We start from the raw sequence: 14,083 nt of genomic DNA, 5'->3' as shown, positions 1-14,083 counted from the left end.
AACGCATTTATCTTATCAATTTATTAACTTAATGAAAAGGGACGTGGATATAATGGACTTTAATGAAAAAACTTTTGATAGAACAGTCATTTATAATGGTAAAATTATCGATCTAGAAATACACGATGTGGAATTACCAGACGGAAAAACTTCCAAGAGAGAAATTATCAAGCATAATGGTGCTGTGGCAATTTGCGCTATTACTCCAGAAAAAGAAGTATTATTGGTTAAACAATATCGTAAACCTATTGAAAAACCCTTGTTAGAAATTCCAGCAGGTAAACTAGAAGAAGATGAAGAAAGAGAAGAAGCAGCTAAACGCGAATTAGAAGAAGAAACTGGCTACAAAGCTAATCATCTAACGTTCATCACTCATATGTATGGTTCTCCAGGATTTTCAAATGAGAAACTAACTATTTATTTTACTGATCATTTAAGTGTAGGAGAATTAAATCTGGATGATGACGAATTTGTAGAATTGCATAAAATACACTTAGACGATATCCATGCACTTTTAGAAAATCATGAAATTGAAGATGCGAAAACAATGATTGCTTTACAATATGTATTATTAAATTATAATCATTCTAAATAAGATGTGATAACTACTTGATTTTCACTAAATTTATTGGTAATTTATTAATTGAAATAATTTAGTTTAAAATGATTATAATTAATTGAGGAGTGATGCTCCCGTGGAAGAACGTCTAAATAGAGTAAAACAACAATTACAGCAATCTTCTTATAAATTAACACCTCAACGCGAAGCAACAGTTCGTGTGTTAATTGAGAATGAAAAAGATCATCTCAGTGCTGAAGATGTATATTTAAAAGTAAAAGATAAAGCACCTGAAATAGGTTTAGCTACTGTTTATCGAACTTTAGAACTACTTGCTGAATTAAAAGTAGTAGATAAAATTAATTTTGGTGATGGCGTAGCGCGATTTGATTTGAGAAAAGAAGGTGCTAAACATTTTCATCATCACTTAGTTTGTATGGAATGTGGTAAGGTAGATGAAATTCATGAAGACTTACTACCAAAAGTAGAAGAACGTGTTGAATCAGAATATCAATTTAAAATTTTGGATCATCGCTTAACATTTCACGGTATATGTTCAGAATGCCAAGCTAAAGGTAAATAATAAGTTAAACCTAATAAAGTGTTGTATCAACTCTATATACAAATGCTTGAAGAACTTTTCAAGATAAAAAAGTAATATGTAATAATTAATCGATAGAAGGTGTGAAATTAAGAATCAACTTTGAATTCTATTTCATACCTTTTTTATATAAACAGAGGTGTAATATGAAGACGATTATTGAAGAATTCTTAAAATTTATTCAAATTGAAAAGGGATTGAGTGACAATACTATCGGCGCATATCGACGTGATTTAGCTAAATATGAAGAATACATGAAAGAACATAAAATTGCTCATATCGATTTTATTGATCGCCAAGTTATACAAGAATGCTTAGGATATTTAATAGACCAAGGTGCTTCTGCTAAATCAATGGCGCGTTTTATCTCTACAATTCGCAATTTTCATCAATTTGCACTTAGAGAAAAATATGCCGCTAAAGATCCAACTGTCTTAATTGAGACTCCGAAATATGAGAAGAAGTTACCCGATGTTTTAGAAGTTGAGGAAGTCATTCAACTTTTGGAAACACCGGACTTAAATAAGAAAAATGGGTATCGTGATCGTACAATATTAGAATTATTATATGCGACTGGCATGCGTGTTTCTGAACTGATACAAATTAATATTGAGGATATAAATCTTATTATGGGATTTGTTAGAGTATTTGGTAAAGGTAATAAAGAACGAATTATACCATTAGGAGACACTGTGATTGAATTTCTAGATACGTATTTAGAAAAGATACGTCCTCAACTTTTGAAAAAGACTATTACGAATGTATTGTTTTTAAATATGCACGGTAGACCTTTAACTAGACAAGGGATATGGAAGATGATTAAACAATATGGTTCAAAGGCCAATATTAATAAAACTTTAACTCCTCATACGTTGAGACATTCATTTGCTACACATCTTTTAGAAAATGGGGCAGATTTAAGAGCAGTTCAAGAAATGCTTGGTCATTCAGATATTTCAACAACGCAACTTTATACACATGTGTCTAAATCTCAAATACGACAAATGTATAATCAATTCCATCCTAGAGCTTAAAATAAAAGAAAGAAAAGTGAATGATTTAACTTTTCTTTCTTTTATTTTTAAGTGCTTTTTTTCTAGCTGCAATGATATCGCTTCTATCTCTTAGACGATGACAATGAACAATCATGTCATCATTGTTAATTTGTGTCTTATATTCATAATTAGGATATAAATTGATAATTTTCCTTTCTACCGCAGATTTAATTGGCAACTGTATTGGTTGAAATGTCTGATCATGTTTCACTTTTTCTATTTGATTTTGAATCAATAAAGTAAATTCATTGACCTTTAAACCAAGTGTCTCTTTATCTTTTGCATGCTTAAATGTATATAACGCTTTTTTAAAGCTTTTTAATGCACCTAACTTATTACATCGTCTATAGTGATACATTGCAGTTGAAAATAGTATTAAACTAACTACAGCATCTTTCTTAGAAAAATTAGGTTTTGACTTCCATAATTCTTCTAAAATATCATGACATAAAAAATAATGTTGGTGTGTATGAAATTGATAGTAGAAGTGACTTAATGCTTTATTCATGAATACTCATCCTTAATTTAATTCTAATATATATTCATGCTATAATATTTAAGTGAATTATGCACAATTTAGATTTTATAATACAAGGAAGTTAATTTATGTACGAAGTTAAATTAGATGCTTTTAATGGCCCATTAGATTTACTTCTTCATTTAATTCATAAATATGAAATAGATATTTATGATATACCAATGAAAGCTTTAACTGAACAATATATGCAATATGTTCATGCAATGAAAGAAGTTGAAATTAATATTGCAAGTGAATATTTAGTGATGGCTTCAGAGTTATTAATGATAAAAAGTAGATTATTATTGCCACAACAAGAAACTGAAAATGACTTAGAAGAAGATCCTCGTGAGGAACTTGTAGGTCGTTTAATCGAATATCAAAATTATAAAGAATATTCTTTACTATTAACAGAATTAAAGAAAGAACGAGAATTATATTATACTAAATCACCAGCTGATTTATCTCACTTAGAAAAAGAAACGCATTGGGACAAAAATCAAACGATTGATTTGACTCAACTGATTGTTGCATACCAAAGAGTAAAAAATAGAGTAGCATTAAATACGCCAAAAGCAGTTGAAATTTCAAAAGATACTTTTACAATTCAACAAGCTACTGAAGTGGTTGCTAAACATTTAGAGAAACAAACATCATTTAACTTCTTTAGTTTATTTAACTTTAATGAATCTGTGAGTAAAGTCGTTACACATTTCTTAGCAATATTAGAAATGTCTAAAGCAGGTCTTATTAATATAGAACAGTCAAATAACTTTGAAGACATCAATATCATTAGAGGAGTGAACTATTCTATTGGATAACATTGGCATTATAGAGTCATTATTATTTACTGTAGGCGATGAAGGACTCGAAGCAGGTCAGCTTGCAGATATTTTAAAAATGGATTTAGATGAACTTGATCAATTAATTTCGACGTATCATTCAAAAGGTCTTGAAATACAAAGATATGGTTCCATTTATATGTTAACCTCCAAAAAAGAGAGTGCACCTTTTATCGAAGTATTAGTGAATCAAAAAGCAAACATGAAATTATCTCAAGCTGCTATGGAGACACTATCGATTATTGCTTATAATCAACCATTAACTAGAAGTGATATCGAAGTAACAAGAGGTATCAATTCTGATGGTGCAGTGAGAACATTAATTGCTAGAGGACTTATTGAAGCAAAAGACATGGAGAATTCGCGTAGTCATTTACTCATGACTACTGATTTATTTTTAAATGTTTTTGGAATGAAATCAATAGAAGAACTACCATCTACTGAAGAAGATAACGAAGAGATCGAAAATTTCTTTAGTACACTTACAGAGCAAAAGGAGAAATAAAATGAATAAAGATTTAGAAAGACTTCAAAAACGAATTGCTAACAGTGGATATACATCTCGAAGAAAGGCAGAAACTTTAATCACTGAAGGTAAAGTAAAAGTCAATGGTCAAGTAGTTACAGAACTTGGAACGAAAGTTAAATCTTCAGACACTGTTGAAGTTGAAGGAATTAAAATTGAGCAAGAAGATAAAATTTATATTCTGTTCTATAAACCAACGCAAGTGATTACTAGTGTTTCAGATGATAGAGGTAGAACGGTTGTAACAGATTATTTTAAAGATTTAGAAGCAAGAATTTATCCAGTTGGACGATTAGACTATGATACTTCAGGGTTATTATTACTTACAAATGATGGTGAATTTACTAACCTGATGACTCATCCTAGATATCATATTCAGAAAAAATATGTTGCAAAATTAAAAGGGTATTTAATGAGAGAAGAAGTTAAAGCATTAGAACAAGGAATTGAATTAGAAGATGGTTTTACACAACCTGCTCAAGTTAAAATAAAAAATCAAAATAAAGAAAAAAATACGACACTGGTTGAAATAACTATTAGCGAAGGTAGAAATAGACAAGTTAGACGTATGTTCGAACATTTTAATCACACAGTCGATAAATTGATACGAATCGAATTTGGAAATCTTAATTTAAAAGGTTTAAATGCAGGTGAAGGTAGAGTATTAACACCTCATGAGGTGAAAATATTAAGACATATGGCTGAAAATGGTAATTAATTCGAAATAACTTAACAATACAAAGTATTTTCTCAATTACAATGTGTATCTTTTTTTATTTATTCACTGTAATTATAAATCATAGGTCCTACATCAAAAAAGATATTTTGCTATTTTTTTCACAAAGTCAATTGAATCGAAAGCTTTAATATAGTGAATATGCTATAATTAAAATGGTATAGAGCATGTGTAGGAGGTATATTGTAATGATGAATGAAATATTAATTGTAGACGATGAAGATAGAATCAGAAGATTATTAAAGCTTTACTTAGAAAGAGAATCGTTTACTATCCATGAAGCAAGTGATGGTAGAGAAGCATATGAACTTGCTATGGAAAATGACTATGCGTGCATTCTTTTAGATTTAATGTTGCCTGAAATGGATGGTATTGAAATGTCATCAAAATTACGTGAGCATAAAGATACGCCTATTATTATGCTTACAGCTAAAGGCGAAGAAACTAATCGTGTGGAAGGATTCGAATCAGGTGCAGATGATTATATAGTGAAGCCTTTCTCTCCCCGAGAAGTCGTATTAAGAGTGAAAGCATTACTACGTAGAACTCAAACATCTAAACCAGAACAAAGCGAACCACATGCAAGAGATGTCATTGAGTTTAATCATCTTATTATCGATAATGATGCACATCGTGTATTAGCGGATCAACAACAAGTGAATTTAACTCCAAAAGAATATGAGCTATTAATATACTTAGCAAAAACACCTAATAAAGTATTTGATCGTGAACAACTATTAAAAGAAGTTTGGCATTATGAATTTTATGGTGATCTAAGAACTGTAGACACACATGTTAAACGATTAAGAGAAAAATTAAATCGAGTTTCTGAAGAAGCAGCACATATGATTCAGACCGTTTGGGGTGTCGGTTACAAATTTGAGGTCAATACAAATGATGAATCGACTAAATAGTGTTGTTATAAAACTGTGGTTAACTATAATATTTATAGTAACGACAGTTTTAATTTTATTAAGTGCAGCATTAATTACATTTATTCAATATTATTACACCCAACAAACAGAAAATGCTATAAGAGAAGATGCTTCAAGGATTAGTCATCTTGTTGAAAAAGCTGATAACAAGTCACTTGCCATACAACATAGTCAGGAATTGATTGATGGTACAGGTGGCGTTATTATTATGTCTAATAAAAATATGTCAGCAGAAAAATCATATAATCTGATTAAAAAAAGAATGTTAAAAGAAATACAAAACAATGACAACTTTAATAAAGTATTTGATACAGGGAAATCTGCCACACAAAACGTCACAATAAGTGAAAAAGGAGCATCCCATTCTTATATTCTTTTAGGATATCCGATGCAATCTCAAGATCGTAAACATGCTAAGTTTAGTGGCGTATTTATATATCAAGATTTAAAAACAATTGAAGATACTAATAATGCAATTACCATTATTATTTTAATTACTGCCATTGTATTTTTAATTGTTTCAACGATTTTTGCGTTCTTTTTATCTAATCGTATCACTAAGCCACTTAGAAAATTAAGTACACAGGCAATCAATGTATCGAATGGAGATTACTCTCAAAAAACAACAGTAAATACGAAAGATGAAATTGGTGAACTTTCTTATACTTTTAATAATATGAGTTATAAAATTCAAGAACACATTGAAGCTTTATCTACTCAAAAAAATATTCGTGATCGTTTATTTAATTCTATGATTGAAGGTGTAGTGGGTTTAAATGATAAAAGTGAAATTATTTTATCTAACAAAATGGCAGACCAAATACTACCGACAATTGATAAATCTATTTATTCAGAAATTAAAAATCAAATTAATGCCACATTTCATTCAAAAGGTACAGAGTTTAATGAATATACAATAAACTCTAAGTATTATGTGTTTATAATGAGCTATATTGATCGTATTCAACAAGATGGTCGTAGCGGGATTGTAACCATCATAAGAGATATGACAAATGAACATAATCTTGATCAAATGAAAAAAGATTTTATCGCAAACGTATCCCATGAACTCCGTACACCGATTTCGTTATTACAGGGTTATACTGAATCGATAGTCGATGGCATTGTAACAGAACCTAACGAAATCAAAGAATCACTATCAATTGTATTAGATGAAACAAAACGACTTAATCGCCTTGTCAACGAGCTTTTAAATGTTGCAAGAATGGATGCGGAAGGATTAGCCATTAATAAAGAAATACAGCCTATAATGCCATTATTACGTAAAATACAACTTAAATATCGTCAACAAGCACAAGATTTAGAACTAAACATAGACTTGTTACCAAATATTAATGAAGATGATTTATGGAATTACGATGCTGATCGAATTGATCAAGTACTCACAAACTTAATTGATAATGCAACACGCTATACACATCCTGGAGATTCAATTACGATTACTGCTAATAAAGATAGTCAGTACCAAATTTTAAATATAAAAGACACAGGTAGCGGCATTGCTCCCGAACATCTTGATCATGTATTTGATCGTTTTTATAAAGTAGAAGCTTCTAGAACTAGAGGTAAACAAGGAACTGGTTTAGGATTATTTATTAGTAAGATGATTATTCAAGAGCATGGCGGAATTATTTCTGTAGAAAGTACAGTGAATAAAGGCACAACCTTTATTATTAAATTACCTAAACCTTCTATAGATTCTAAATAATTAACTTTCGACAAAATAAGATTAAATATCCAAATTATTTGAGATTACGCTCTTCAAAGTTAAAGATAAAACTTTGAAGAGCGTTTTTATATCTATAGTTTTTTTAATATCATATTTCATTTCATATTAATTTAAAATCAGTCGACGAAATTGATGAACCATATCTCTCATTTTTATAAATAAACAGAGATATTGCAATGAAGGAGTTATTCATGTAATATAAATTTTAAATGATAAATTCAATAATTCATCTTCGGGGTAGGGTGTAATTCCCAACCGGCAGTAATTTGAGCCTGCGACCCGCTTCAATGGAAGTGGCTGATTCAGTGTAAATCTGAAGCCGACAGTATAGTCTGGATGGGAGAAGGTGGAGGTTTTTTGTTGTGTAAAAGTATCCTCCAATTCTTAGTAAGATGAATGGAAGGAGAAAACTGAATATGCAACAAAATAAACGTTTAATTACCATAAGTATGTTGAGTGCAATTGCATTCATATTAACATTTTTGAAATTTCCATTACCATTTTTGCCTCCATACTTAACATTAGATTTTAGTGATGTACCGACTTTATTAGCTACTTTTATTTTTGGTCCTTTATCTGGTCTTCTTGTAGCATTAATTAAAAATATATTAAATTTCTTATTTAATATTGGCGATCCTGTTGGGCCTGTGGCAAATTTTTTAGCAGGAGCTAGTTTTTTACTAACAGCTTATTTTGTTAGTCATCGTAAACAATATTCATCTCGTCGTTCACTAATTATAGGATTAGTTGCCGGCACTATTGCAATGACTATCGTTTTAAGTATTTTAAATTATTTTGTCTTACTACCTTTATATGGCATGATTTTTAATCTTGGTGATGTATTTACTAATTTAAAAGTAATTATTTTATCTGGTATTATTCCTTTTAATATTATTAAAGGATGTGTAATATCGATTATTTTTATCTTGCTATATCGCCGTTTAAAAAAAGTATTGAAATAAAATCAAAACCTCCGATGACTTCTTAGTAGGAATCATCGGAGGTTTTATATTATAATTGTGGTAATGCAATTTTATTTACGGATTTATTCAAATTTTAAGGCATCTCCATCAAAAGGCTCTTCTTCAATTTTAATTGAATCAGTTGGACAGCCTTCAAGAGCATCTTCCATATCTTCATATAATTCTTCTGGTACTTCTGCAGTACCTTGATTATCGTCAAGGATTACGAAAGCAATACCTTCGTCATCATAATCGTAAATATCTGGTGCAGCAGCGCCACAAGCACCACAAGCAATACATGTATCCATATCAACGATTGTGTACTTTGCCATTTTATTCGCCTCCTTTGATAAAAATGCTACACTAGTCATAATAAATAATTTTATTATATTCTAGATATAAAAGTTCTATAAAAGAGGAGTTCACTCATGCAAGAAATGATTAGTTATGTTAAACATCACTCATTCAATTATAAAACTAATAAAAGTATATATAATATTTTAAGTGGAAAAAAGTCACATCAAACGTTTTTTGATGCGAGCTCTCAACAACTTTTATCATTATATCATAGTTTACCTAAATTAAAATATCAGACATTTGAACGACTTTTAAATAAAAATGATATAAAAGAATTAAATATCAAGGTGCATCCTCGATTCACTTATGATAGTCTTAATAATACTTTTAAATGTATTCAATTATTAATTCAGACGATATCTCAATATCTCCATCATCAACTTAAATTCGTACCAATGAACCAACAGGTTATTATTCAAAATAAAGTTAAAAAGGTTTATGGAACTATTATTGAAAATGATTTAATAAAAGACTTTGAAAATGAAGTGACTGATTTATTTCAAGCAATCAGTTTAAATAATAATAATAAGTGTTACCTTCATTATTATTTGCATGGTTATGATGAGCCTATGTATACAAGACAACAGGTAAGTTTGATTGAGAATATTTCTATTTCAAAATTATATACATTAGAATTGAATAATTTAGTCACCTTAGGAAGTGAAATTGAAAATAAACAACGTTATCCTATATTGTCTGAATGTATTATTCTTTCATCATTATTAAATAAAACATCTATTACTCAACAATATCTTCATCAAGGTTTGAGTTTAAATGAAATCGCAATTGCACAGAATGTTAAACTTAATACAATAGAAGATCATATTTTAGAATTATTTATTAAAGGTTATGAGAAAAATTACGAAAATTATGTGGGAAAAAAAGATATTTTTCAATTTACTCAATACTATACAGAGCATAAAGGAGAAAGATTAAAACGATATAAACAAGAGTTTGATCATTTATCATACTTTGAAATTAAACTCATGATTGTTGGGATAGAAAGAGGTGAAATGAATGTTAGAGAACAATCTTAAACAATGGTTTGGACATGAAAGTTTTCACCCAGGTCAGAAAGAGGTCATAGAAAGTGTATTACAAGGCAATCATACACTTGGTGTTTTGCCAACAGGTAGTGGGAAAAGTCTGTGTTATCAATTTCCAACTTATATGCAACAAAAACCTACTCTTATTATTTCACCGCTAATTTCTTTAATGGATGACCAAGTGATGCAACTTAAATCTCAAGGTGAACGAAGGGTTGTGTGTATTCATTCAGGTATGGATGAACAAGAAAAAAAAGAAAATATCAATGTATTAAATCAAAGTCGTTTTATATTTCTAAGTCCTGAATTTATTCTTCAATCTCATCATTTCAATTTAATTAAAAACATTCCATTTGGTTTAGTAGTATTAGATGAAGCACATTGCTTATCAGAATGGGGATATGATTTTAGACCGCATTACGCACTTATTGGTCAAATCACTCATCATTTTAAATTAGCGACTATTTTAGCATTAACTGCTACTGCACCGCCACATTTAACAAGTGATTTAGAACATATTTTAAAAGTTAAATTAAACACTATACAAACTACTATGAATCGTAAAAATATTTCGTTATCACATTTTAATTTCAAGGATGACGACGAAAAAATAGAATGGTTATTGAAATTTATTGAATCTTCAGGTCCCACAATTATTTATGTATCATCTAAGAAAATATGCTTACAACTCGCAAAACTCATTTATCAACATGGATATTTAACTGGTATTTATCATGGGGATTTAACTTATCAAGAACGTCAAACTGTTCAAAATCAATTTATTAATAATTTTATTCCAGTTATTGTAGCTACTAGTGCTTTTGGAATGGGGGTTAATAAAAAAGACATTCGGACTGTTATTCATTTTCATTTATCATCTAGTCCTTCAAATTATTTACAAGAAATTGGACGAGCTGGGAGAGATGGAAAACAAAGTCAAGCGATTAGTCTATATCAACCAGACGATGCTTATATTCTAGAGACGTTACTCTTTAATGATGCTATCGTATCAGAAGATGTCGAAACTTTTGAGTTAGGCGCATTCCTTCCACCTAATAAAGAAGAAATTTTAACAGTATTACACCAAAATTATACATTTAAAGAATTGAAACACATTTTTAAAACCTCATATATACGTAAACAAGCTGGTTATCAAAGAATCATAGGTTATACTCGTATAGATCAATGTAGAAGAAAATTTTTACTGGAATTTTTTGGAGAATCTCCTAATCAATCTAATGAATGTTGTGACAATGATTCAGATTTAAGTAAAATTGAGTGTTACAACAGAAAAAAAGTTAAAAGACAATTTACTTTCAATGAAAAAATTAAAAACTTATTTAGAGTTTAGTGACTTTACTTTACTAAAATATTTTATACAGGATATAATTAAATTACAAAATGATTTATAAGAAATTTAAAAAATGATACATATTTATGCATTACTTGGGTATAAATAATGTGACAATTAAAATAAGAAAAAGAAAGGATGTTGACTATGTCTAGAGATAATTTTAAGGATGATTTTGAAAAAAATCGACAATCGATAGATTCAAACGATCAATTCGATCGTGTAAATAATGAAACTAACGATGAAATAGACAATTTTAACAATGAAACTGATCAACAGTTTCCACCAAGAAATGCACAAAGACGACAAAGAAGAAGAAACCAATCTTCTAGTCGTAACAAAAAATTTAACGATCAGGTTAATGATTATGAAGAAGGTTCATTAGATGACCGTTATGATGAGGAAACATTTGACAAAGTACATAACGAAAGTAACTCTCATCATAATCACGAGAATGATGAGAATAATCAACGTTCCAATATAGATGAGCATTATGATGAACGCAACCGTCATTCTAATTTAAATGATCGTCATAATGATGATGATCGTCGTAATAATTCTAATCATCGTTTTGAGGACGATAGTTATGAAAATGATGATAATAGTGATGATAGAATGAATAGTGATCATCGTCGTCATCGTGATTTTGATCAAGATAATGATAGACATGAAGATCATCATTCCAAAATCGGAAAAGATGCAACCATTGCTGGAGGAGCTGCTGCTACTGGAGCTGTTGGAGCAAAAGCATCACGTAATAAAAAACGTAAAAATAATCGTCATGATGAGGAAAATTATAGAGATAATGAAAATAGAAGTGTTCAACATGACAACGAAGATAATAATGAACTAGATAATAAACATCACAGAAAAAAAGGAAATAAAGGCAAAAAAGCTGCTGCAGTCGGTGCTGGCGCAGCTGGAGCAGGTGCTGCTGGTGCTGCTGCTTCTAAACATAAACATCATAATGAACATAACAATCTAAATCATCATGATGATGATAAACATCGTGAATACGAAGATAATGATGGTTTCCAAGCACATAACGGTAAGAAAAAACGTGGTTTAATGGGAATTTTACTTCCACTCATAGCTTTATTACTTATTTTAGCTGCTCTAGCTATTTTTATTGGCATGTATCTTAACAATGACCATAAAGATAAGAATAATAACACTGCAGATAATAAAACAGAACAAACTGAGAACAAAGATAAAGATAAAGACAAAGACAATGCTACAAATGAAAAAGACCAATCAAATGAAACAGCAGCAACAAAAGAAGATAAATCAAGTGAATCAGATAATAGCACTAAAAAAGATAGTGATGAGTCAAATGAAGTAGCTACAACAGAAAACAGTACATCAAATGATAATAATGATAAAAATTCTACTGAAAATGCAACATCTGAAAATGATAACAATAAATCAAATGTATATAATAATTCATCAAGTTCAGATAATAACTCAAATTCTCAATCAACTCAAAATAACACACAATCAAGTAATAGTGTTGGCCAACAAACTCACGTAGTATCTGGTAATGATAATTTATATCGTATTGCAATTCAATACTATGGTGAAGGTACAGTTGAAAATGTAAATAAATTAAAACGAGCTAATGGCTTAACTAGTAATAATATTGTAAATGGTCAAAAATTAGTTATTCCTCAATAATATCTGAATGTATTAAAAAAGATACACCTAAAATGGTGTATCTTTTTTATGTTCATTTGAAGATAAGTAAATAATAATGTAAATATTTTTATTTAGAAATATATCAGTAAACTGATATAATATGTTAGTGATTAAAGGAGGCCATTAAACATGCAAACAATTGAAAGTATTATTATTGGTGGAGGCCCATGTGGTTTAAGTGCAGCCATTGAGCAAAAGAAAAAAGGCATAGAAACACTAGTAATTGAAAAAGGTAATATTGTAGATGCCATTTATCATTATCCTACGCATCAAACTTTTTTCTCTTCTAGCGATAAATTAAGTATTGGCGATGTGCCATTTATTGTAGAGGAAAGTAAACCTCGTCGTAACCAAGCACTTGTCTATTATAGAGAAGTAGTAAAATTTCATCAGTTGAATGTACATCCTTTTGAGGAAGTATTAACAGTTAAAAAAATTGGAAATAAATTTACAATTACAACAACTAAAGACGTGTATGAATGTAAATTTTTAACAGTTGCGACTGGTTATTACGGTCAACATAATACTTTAGATGTTAAAGGTGCGGATTTATCTAAGGTTAAACATTACTTTAAAGAAGCACATCCATACTTCAATCAAGATGTTGTGGTTATTGGAGGTAAGAATTCTGCAGTAGATGCAGCTTTGGAATTGGAAAAGGCTGGGGCAAATGTGACTGTATTATATCGTGGAGATCGATATTCAGCAGCAATTAAACCTTGGATTTTACCAAATTTTGAATCTTTAGTTAACCATGAAAAAATCGATATGGAATTTGATGCAAATGTTACTGAAATCACTCAACATTCAGTAACTTATGAAAAAAATGGTGAAACAGTAACAATACCAAATGACTTTGTTTTTGCAATGATTGGTTATCATCCAGACTATGAGTTTTTACAATCTATTGGTATAGATATTCATACTAATGAATTTGGAACAGCTCCAATTTATAACAAAGAAACGTATGAAACAAATGTGGAAAACTGTTATATTGCTGGTGTTATAGCAGCTGGTAATGATAATAATTCAATTTTCATTGAAAACGGTAAATACCATGGTGGCATTATCGCTCAAAGTATTTTAAGAAAAAAACAAACTCCACTAGAAAGTTAAATTTCATTTATTTTAATTAAAAGAGAGAAACAATG

At 29.7% G+C, this 14,083-nt stretch carries 15 protein-coding genes and 1 riboswitch; of the genes, 13 read left to right on the top strand and 2 right to left on the bottom strand.

The window, feature by feature from the left end; all coding sequences use genetic code 11:
- Positions 1-52: 52 nt before the first annotated feature.
- The 3 genes from HMPREF3131_RS03010 (at position 53) to xerD (ending at position 2,194) form a co-directional block, all read left to right on the top strand.
- Positions 53-595 (top strand): NUDIX domain-containing protein, encoded by a 543-nt coding sequence (locus HMPREF3131_RS03010; protein ID WP_049420513.1) that lies wholly within the window; start codon positions 53-55, stop codon positions 593-595.
- A 100-nt stretch (positions 596-695) separates the two neighbouring features.
- Positions 696-1,142: a ferric iron uptake transcriptional regulator gene (locus HMPREF3131_RS03005; RefSeq protein ID WP_048679284.1), complete on the top strand. Its 447-nt coding sequence runs from the start codon at positions 696-698 to the stop codon at positions 1,140-1,142.
- A 164-nt stretch (positions 1,143-1,306) separates the two neighbouring features.
- A complete protein-coding gene (gene xerD / locus HMPREF3131_RS03000; RefSeq protein WP_070436446.1) occupies positions 1,307-2,194 on the top strand; it encodes a site-specific tyrosine recombinase XerD in 888 nt (295 codons plus the stop codon).
- Between the two features lie 25 nt (positions 2,195-2,219).
- Here xerD and HMPREF3131_RS02995 read toward each other — a convergent pair whose 3' ends face one another.
- Positions 2,220-2,723, bottom strand: a complete 504-nt coding sequence (locus tag HMPREF3131_RS02995) for a DUF309 domain-containing protein (protein WP_048679289.1) — start codon at positions 2,721-2,723, stop codon at positions 2,220-2,222.
- 98 nt (positions 2,724-2,821) lie between these two features.
- Between HMPREF3131_RS02995 and HMPREF3131_RS02990 the strand changes: the two genes are divergently transcribed.
- From HMPREF3131_RS02990 to HMPREF3131_RS02965, 6 genes are all read left to right on the top strand, one after another.
- Complete coding sequence (locus HMPREF3131_RS02990) at positions 2,822-3,553, top strand: segregation and condensation protein A (RefSeq protein ID WP_048679292.1); 732 nt, start codon at positions 2,822-2,824, stop codon at positions 3,551-3,553.
- Positions 3,546-4,079 (top strand): SMC-Scp complex subunit ScpB, encoded by a 534-nt coding sequence (gene scpB, locus HMPREF3131_RS02985; RefSeq protein ID WP_049382022.1) that lies wholly within the window; start codon positions 3,546-3,548, stop codon positions 4,077-4,079. Before HMPREF3131_RS02990 ends, scpB begins: the two co-directional genes overlap by 8 nt.
- A gap of 1 nt (position 4,080) precedes the next feature.
- The gene (locus tag HMPREF3131_RS02980) at positions 4,081-4,818 is read left to right on the top strand and encodes a pseudouridine synthase (RefSeq protein ID WP_017176278.1); all 738 of its coding nucleotides are present in this window, start codon (positions 4,081-4,083) and stop codon (positions 4,816-4,818) included.
- Positions 4,819-5,024: 206 nt separating this feature from the next.
- Positions 5,025-5,750 (top strand): response regulator, encoded by a 726-nt coding sequence (locus tag HMPREF3131_RS02975; protein WP_048681466.1) that lies wholly within the window; start codon positions 5,025-5,027, stop codon positions 5,748-5,750.
- Positions 5,731-7,500: an ATP-binding protein gene (locus HMPREF3131_RS02970; RefSeq protein ID WP_017176280.1), complete on the top strand. Its 1,770-nt coding sequence runs from the start codon at positions 5,731-5,733 to the stop codon at positions 7,498-7,500. The genes HMPREF3131_RS02975 and HMPREF3131_RS02970 overlap by 20 nt, the downstream gene beginning before the upstream one ends.
- Before the next feature lie 245 nt (positions 7,501-7,745).
- Positions 7,746-7,873: riboswitch (FMN riboswitch) on the top strand.
- 64 nt (positions 7,874-7,937) lie between these two features.
- A complete protein-coding gene (locus tag HMPREF3131_RS02965; RefSeq protein WP_002449844.1) occupies positions 7,938-8,483 on the top strand; it encodes an ECF transporter S component in 546 nt (181 codons plus the stop codon).
- Between the two features lie 83 nt (positions 8,484-8,566).
- Here HMPREF3131_RS02965 and HMPREF3131_RS02960 read toward each other — a convergent pair whose 3' ends face one another.
- Complete coding sequence (locus tag HMPREF3131_RS02960; protein ID WP_002449743.1) at positions 8,567-8,815, bottom strand: ferredoxin; 249 nt, start codon at positions 8,813-8,815, stop codon at positions 8,567-8,569.
- A gap of 96 nt (positions 8,816-8,911) precedes the next feature.
- Here HMPREF3131_RS02960 and HMPREF3131_RS02955 point away from each other — a divergent pair, with 96 nt between their 5' ends.
- From HMPREF3131_RS02955 to ypdA, 4 genes are all read left to right on the top strand, one after another.
- On the top strand, positions 8,912-9,877 hold the full coding sequence (locus tag HMPREF3131_RS02955) for a helix-turn-helix domain-containing protein (RefSeq protein ID WP_017176281.1): 966 nt from the start codon (positions 8,912-8,914) through the stop codon (positions 9,875-9,877).
- A complete protein-coding gene (locus HMPREF3131_RS02950) occupies positions 9,858-11,237 on the top strand; it encodes a RecQ family ATP-dependent DNA helicase (RefSeq protein WP_017176282.1) in 1,380 nt (459 codons plus the stop codon). The genes HMPREF3131_RS02955 and HMPREF3131_RS02950 overlap by 20 nt, the downstream gene beginning before the upstream one ends.
- A 147-nt stretch (positions 11,238-11,384) precedes the next feature.
- Positions 11,385-12,911 (top strand): elastin-binding protein EbpS, encoded by a 1,527-nt coding sequence (gene ebpS, locus HMPREF3131_RS02945; protein ID WP_037541042.1) that lies wholly within the window; start codon positions 11,385-11,387, stop codon positions 12,909-12,911.
- A gap of 150 nt (positions 12,912-13,061) precedes the next feature.
- Entirely contained in the window at positions 13,062-14,048 is a 987-nt protein-coding gene (gene ypdA, locus HMPREF3131_RS02940; protein ID WP_037541041.1) for a bacillithiol disulfide reductase YpdA, read from the top strand.
- Positions 14,049-14,083: the final 35 nt, after the last annotated feature.

The sequence above is a fragment of the Staphylococcus sp. HMSC14C01 genome, assembly GCF_001808085.1.
GTDB lineage: Bacteria > Bacillota > Bacilli > Staphylococcales > Staphylococcaceae > Staphylococcus > Staphylococcus hominis.
The sequence above is the reverse complement of the archived record's forward strand: the minus strand, read 5'-3'. Positions and strand labels throughout refer to the sequence as shown.

Excerpts from the sequence above, each read along its gene's own strand:
- HMPREF3131_RS03010 (WP_049420513.1), top strand. The coding sequence starts at position 53 with ATGGACTTTAATGAAAAAACTTTTGATAGAACAGTCATTTATAATGGT.
- xerD (WP_070436446.1), top strand. The coding sequence starts at position 1,307 with ATGAAGACGATTATTGAAGAATTCTTAAAATTTATTCAAATTGAAAAG.
- HMPREF3131_RS02995 (WP_048679289.1), bottom strand. The coding sequence starts at position 2,723 with ATGAATAAAGCATTAAGTCACTTCTACTATCAATTTCATACACACCAA.
- HMPREF3131_RS02990 (WP_048679292.1), top strand. The coding sequence starts at position 2,822 with ATGTACGAAGTTAAATTAGATGCTTTTAATGGCCCATTAGATTTACTT.
- HMPREF3131_RS02980 (WP_017176278.1), top strand. The coding sequence starts at position 4,081 with ATGAATAAAGATTTAGAAAGACTTCAAAAACGAATTGCTAACAGTGGA.
- HMPREF3131_RS02975 (WP_048681466.1), top strand. The coding sequence starts at position 5,025 with ATGATGAATGAAATATTAATTGTAGACGATGAAGATAGAATCAGAAGA.
- HMPREF3131_RS02970 (WP_017176280.1), top strand. The coding sequence starts at position 5,731 with ATGATGAATCGACTAAATAGTGTTGTTATAAAACTGTGGTTAACTATA.
- HMPREF3131_RS02965 (WP_002449844.1), top strand. The coding sequence starts at position 7,938 with ATGCAACAAAATAAACGTTTAATTACCATAAGTATGTTGAGTGCAATT.
- HMPREF3131_RS02960 (WP_002449743.1), bottom strand. The coding sequence starts at position 8,815 with ATGGCAAAGTACACAATCGTTGATATGGATACATGTATTGCTTGTGGT.
- HMPREF3131_RS02955 (WP_017176281.1), top strand. The coding sequence starts at position 8,912 with ATGCAAGAAATGATTAGTTATGTTAAACATCACTCATTCAATTATAAA.
- HMPREF3131_RS02950 (WP_017176282.1), top strand. The coding sequence starts at position 9,858 with ATGTTAGAGAACAATCTTAAACAATGGTTTGGACATGAAAGTTTTCAC.
- ebpS (WP_037541042.1), top strand. The coding sequence starts at position 11,385 with ATGTCTAGAGATAATTTTAAGGATGATTTTGAAAAAAATCGACAATCG.
- ypdA (WP_037541041.1), top strand. The coding sequence starts at position 13,062 with ATGCAAACAATTGAAAGTATTATTATTGGTGGAGGCCCATGTGGTTTA.